This is a genomic window from Variovorax sp. RCC_210 (assembly GCF_041355175.1).
Lineage (GTDB): Bacteria > Pseudomonadota > Gammaproteobacteria > Burkholderiales > Burkholderiaceae_C > Variovorax.
The window spans coordinates 1-5570 of sequence record NZ_JBFUPJ010000034.1; the positions used below are offsets into that span (position 1 = coordinate 1).

2 tRNA genes and 3 rRNA genes are annotated in these 5570 nt (G+C 50.4%); all 5 read right to left on the bottom strand.

From position 1 onward, the window contains the following. Positions 1–55: 55 nt before the first annotated feature. The 5 genes from rrf to AB6807_RS39240 all read right to left on the bottom strand — a co-directional run bounded on the left by rrf (position 56) and on the right by AB6807_RS39240 (position 5289). Positions 56–168, bottom strand: a 5S ribosomal RNA gene (gene rrf / locus AB6807_RS39220). A gap of 131 nt (positions 169–299) precedes the next feature. Then, positions 300–3175 (bottom strand): 23S ribosomal RNA (locus AB6807_RS39225). Positions 3176–3493: 318 nt separating this feature from the next. Beyond that, a tRNA-Ala gene (locus AB6807_RS39230) sits at positions 3494–3569 on the bottom strand. Between the two features lie 29 nt (positions 3570–3598). Then, positions 3599–3675, bottom strand: a tRNA-Ile gene (locus AB6807_RS39235). Between the two features lie 79 nt (positions 3676–3754). Next, positions 3755–5289 (bottom strand): 16S ribosomal RNA (locus AB6807_RS39240). Together the 16S, 23S and 5S rRNA genes with 2 tRNA genes alongside form the textbook arrangement of a ribosomal RNA operon. Positions 5290–5570: the final 281 nt, after the last annotated feature.

Genomic DNA, 5570 nt, shown 5'->3' on the forward strand with positions numbered 1-5570 from the left:
CGCGCAAAGCAAAAAACCCCAGTCAATTCTGACTGGGGTTTTCTGGGCTGTAAGAGCCTGACGATGACCTACTTTCACACGGGAACCCGCACTATCATCGGCGCTGAGTCGTTTCACTGTCCTGTTCGGGATGGGAAGGAGTGGTACCAACTCGCTATGGTCATCAGGCATAAAGGGTTGTCTGCGTGATCGATTGATCAGGCAGACGAATTCATAGAGTTTGGAATCAGCTTTTGGCGAATTATTTTGAATGCGTCAACTTGGCATAACACCTTGATCTGTATTTTGATCAAAGTTATAGGGTCAAGCCGCACGAGCAATTAGTATCAGTTAGCTTAACGCATTACTGCGCTTCCACACCTGACCTATCAACGTCCTGGTCTTGAACGACTCTTCAGGGGGCTCAAGGCCCCGGCAGATCTCATCTTGAAACGAGTTTCCCGCTTAGATGCTTTCAGCGGTTATCTCTTCCACACTTAGCTACTCGGCAATGCCACTGGCGTGACAACCGATACACCAGAGGTGTGTCCACTCCGGTCCTCTCGTACTAGGAGCAGGCTTCCTCAAATCTGCAGCGCCCACGGAAGATAGGGACCAAACTGTCTCACGACGTTTTAAACCCAGCTCACGTACCTCTTTAAATGGCGAACAGCCATACCCTTGGGACCGGCTACAGCCCCAGGATGAGATGAGCCGACATCGAGGTGCCAAACACCGCCGTCGATATGAACTCTTGGGCGGTATCAGCCTGTTATCCCCAGAGTACCTTTTATCCGTTGAGCGATGGCCCTTCCATACAGAACCACCGGATCACTATGTCCTGCTTTCGCATCTGCTCGACTTGTCAGTCTCGCAGTTAAGCACGCTTATGCCATTGCACTATCGTCACGATGTCCGACCGTAACTAGCGTACCTTCGAACTCCTCCGTTACGCTTTGGGAGGAGACCGCCCCAGTCAAACTGCCTACCATGCACTGTCCCCGATCCAGATAATGGACCTAGGTTAGAACCTCAAACACACCAGGGTGGTATTTCAACGTTGGCTCCACAAGATCTAGCGACCCTGCTTCAAAGCCTCCCACCTATCCTACACAGATCTGTTCAAAGTCCAATACAAAGCTACAGTAAAGGTTCATGGGGTCTTTCCGTCTTTCCGCGGGGAGATTGCATCATCACAAACATTTCAACTTCGCTGAGTCTCAGGAGGAGACAGTGTGGCCATCGTTACGCCATTCGTGCAGGTCGGAACTTACCCGACAAGGAATTTCGCTACCTTAGGACCGTTATAGTTACGGCCGCCGTTTACTGGGACTTCAATCAAGAGCTTGCACCCCATCATTTAATCTTCCAGCACCGGGCAGGCGTCACACCCTATACGTCCACTTTCGTGTTTGCAGAGTGCTGTGTTTTTAATAAACAGTCGCAGCCACCGATTTTTTGCAACCCATTCATGCTCCGTTGTTCACTTCACACTAATAGGGCACACCTTCTTCCGAAGTTACGGTGTCAATTTGCCGAGTTCCTTCTCCTGAGTTCTCTCAAGCGCCTTAGAATACTCATCTCGCGCACCAGTGTCGGTTTGCGGTACGGTCGTTGTTAGCTGAAGCTTAGTGGCTTTTCCTGGAACCTCGTTCAGTCACTTCACGGACAAGTCCGCTCGATCGTTGGCCTCGGTATATGTGCACCGGATTTGCCTAATGCACGCCTACATCCAACTAAACCAGAATAATCCAATAACTGGATGACCTATTAAGATCCGTCCCCACATCGCACTAACAATCGGTACAGGAATATTGACCTGTTTCCCATCAGCTACGCATCTCTGCCTCGCCTTAGGGGCCGACTCACTCTACGCCGATGAACGTTGCGTAGAAAACCTTGCGCTTACGGCGAGGGGGCTTTTCACCCCCTTTAACGCTACTCATGTCAGCATTCGCACTTCTGATACCTCCAGCACGCTTTACAACGCACCTTCACAGGCTTACAGAACGCTCTCCTACCACTTGCAATAAATTGCAAATCCGCAGCTTCGGTAACTGGCTTAGCCCCGTTACATCTTCCGCGCAGGACGACTCGATCAGTGAGCTATTACGCTTTCTTTAAATGATGGCTGCTTCTAAGCCAACATCCTGACTGTTTTAGCCTTCCCACTTCGTTTCCCACTTAGCCAATTTTAGGGACCTTAGCTGGCGGTCTGGGTTGTTTCCCTCTTGAGTCCGGACGTTAGCACCCGGTGCTCTGTCTCCCAAGCTGTACTCATCGGTATTCGGAGTTTGCCTTGGTTTGGTAAGTCGCCATGACCCCCTAGCCAAAACAGTGCTCTACCCCCGATGGTAATACTTGAGGCACTACCTAAATAGTTTTCGGAGAGAACCAGCTATTTCCAAGTTTGTTTAGCCTTTCACCCCTATCCACAGCTCATCCGCTAGTTTTGCAACACTAGTCGGTTCGGACCTCCAGTACCTGTTACGGCACCTTCATCCTGGCCATGGATAGATCACTTGGTTTCGGGTCTACACCCAGCGACTGATCGCCCTATTCGGACTCGATTTCTCTACGGCTTCCCTATTCGGTTAACCTTGCCACTGAATGTAAGTCGCTGACCCATTATACAAAAGGTACGCAGTCACCCCTTACGAGGCTCCTACTTTTTGTAAGCACGCGGTTTCAGGATCTATTTCACTCCCCTCCCGGGGTTCTTTTCGCCTTTCCCTCACGGTACTAGTTCACTATCGGTCAATGATGAGTATTTAGCCTTGGAGGATGGTCCCCCCATATTCAGACAGGATTTCTCGTGTCCCGCCCTACTTGTCGTTAGCTCAGTACCACACAGGTCATTTCACGTACGGGGCTATCACCCGCTATGGCCAGTCTTTCCAAACTGTTCCGTTATGTCTTGTGCTATCACTAACAGGCTTCTCCGATTTCGCTCGCCACTACTTTCGGAATCTCGGTTGATGTCTTTTCCTCGAGCTACTGAGATGTTTCAGTTCACCCGGTTCGCCTCGCATGACTATGTATTCATCATGCGATACCTTTGCAGGTGGGTTTCCCCATTCGGAAATCTCCGGATCAAAGCTAATTTGCCAGCTCCCCGAAGCTTATCGCAGGCTATCACGTCCTTCGTCGCCTATCATTGCCAAGGCATCCACCACGTGCTCTTATTCACTTGACCCTATAACTTTGACGTTTCTTGCGAAACACAAAATCATTTCAAGGAATATGTCAGGTCTTTCACCTGACGCGTTATGCCGTACATTCAATTCGATTTGACTCGAAATTGAAGTTTCTTTTGACGCAATCAAAAATTCTATGCTGCTGATGGCACGGTCTGCACTAAACCTTTACGAATGTGCAGTTTCCATCAGCAGCGCTGATTCGACTCTATGAATTTTTAAAGAACAGCCGATTGATCAAGAGATCTTGATCAACAACAAAGAAGCCTCATGCTCGCGCACAAAGCCGCTTTGGTGTTGAATAAGTACCGAATTATTGGTGGAGGATGACGGGATCGAACCGACGACCCCCTGCTTGCAAAGCAGGTGCTCTCCCAGCTGAGCTAATCCCCCAAAACTCTCACACGAGAAATCAGAAGATTTGGTGGGTCTAGTTGGGCTCGAACCAACGACCCCCGCCTTATCAAGACGGTGCTCTAACCAGCTGAGCTACAGACCCAATCGAAGATCAACAAAGATCTCGACTTCTTCCAACAACCGATAAGTGTGGGCGTTTAAATTAAATTGCTTGTTTCCAGAAAGGAGGTGATCCAGCCGCACCTTCCGATACGGCTACCTTGTTACGACTTCACCCCAGTCACGAACCCTGCCGTGGTAATCGCCCTCCTTGCGGTTAAGCTAACTACTTCTGGCAGAACCCGCTCCCATGGTGTGACGGGCGGTGTGTACAAGACCCGGGAACGTATTCACCGTGACATTCTGATCCACGATTACTAGCGATTCCGACTTCACGCAGTCGAGTTGCAGACTGCGATCCGGACTACGACTGGTTTTATGGGATTAGCTCCCCCTCGCGGGTTGGCAACCCTTTGTACCAGCCATTGTATGACGTGTGTAGCCCCACCTATAAGGGCCATGAGGACTTGACGTCATCCCCACCTTCCTCCGGTTTGTCACCGGCAGTCTCATTAGAGTGCCCAACTGAATGTAGCAACTAATGACAAGGGTTGCGCTCGTTGCGGGACTTAACCCAACATCTCACGACACGAGCTGACGACAGCCATGCAGCACCTGTGTTACGGTTCTCTTTCGAGCACTAAGCCATCTCTGGCGAATTCCGTACATGTCAAAGGTGGGTAAGGTTTTTCGCGTTGCATCGAATTAAACCACATCATCCACCGCTTGTGCGGGTCCCCGTCAATTCCTTTGAGTTTCAACCTTGCGGCCGTACTCCCCAGGCGGTCAACTTCACGCGTTAGCTTCGTTACTGAGTCAGTGAAGACCCAACAACCAGTTGACATCGTTTAGGGCGTGGACTACCAGGGTATCTAATCCTGTTTGCTCCCCACGCTTTCGTGCATGAGCGTCAGTACAGGTCCAGGGGATTGCCTTCGCCATCGGTGTTCCTCCGCATATCTACGCATTTCACTGCTACACGCGGAATTCCATCCCCCTCTACCGTACTCTAGCTATGCAGTCACAGATGCAGTTCCCAGGTTGAGCCCGGGGATTTCACAACTGTCTTACATAACCGCCTGCGCACGCTTTACGCCCAGTAATTCCGATTAACGCTTGCACCCTACGTATTACCGCGGCTGCTGGCACGTAGTTAGCCGGTGCTTATTCTTACGGTACCGTCATTAGCCCTCTTTATTAGAAAAGGCCGTTTCGTTCCGTACAAAAGCAGTTTACAACCCGAAGGCCTTCATCCTGCACGCGGCATGGCTGGATCAGGCTTTCGCCCATTGTCCAAAATTCCCCACTGCTGCCTCCCGTAGGAGTCTGGGCCGTGTCTCAGTCCCAGTGTGGCTGGTCGTCCTCTCAGACCAGCTACAGATCGAAGGCTTGGTGAGCCTTTACCTCACCAACTACCTAATCTGCCATCGGCCGCTCCATTCGCGCAAGGTCTTGCGATCCCCTGCTTTCATCCGTAGATCGTATGCGGTATTAGCACAGCTTTCGCTGCGTTATCCCCCACGATTGGGCACGTTCCGATGTATTACTCACCCGTTCGCCACTCGCCGCCAGGATTGCTCCCGCGCTGCCGTTCGACTTGCATGTGTAAGGCATGCCGCCAGCGTTCAATCTGAGCCAGGATCAAACTCTATAGTTCGATCTTGATTTTTGCGCCTGACCTCGCGGTCAAGCAAAACTCATAAAAAAAGAATTAAAGTGAACTTCACTTCTATCTCATGAGCGCTTTTAAGTCTTGCGACTTGTTCCGAAGAACTTACGCAATTACCTTCAAACGCCCACGCTTATCGGCTGTAAATTTTTAACGATCACCGAAGCAACTTTCGTCTACTTCGTTTAACTTGCTGCGATCAGCGAAGCCTTGTAGTCTATCACGGTTTTTTAAGTACCGTCAAACTTTTTTCGCTTTCTTCAACTTCA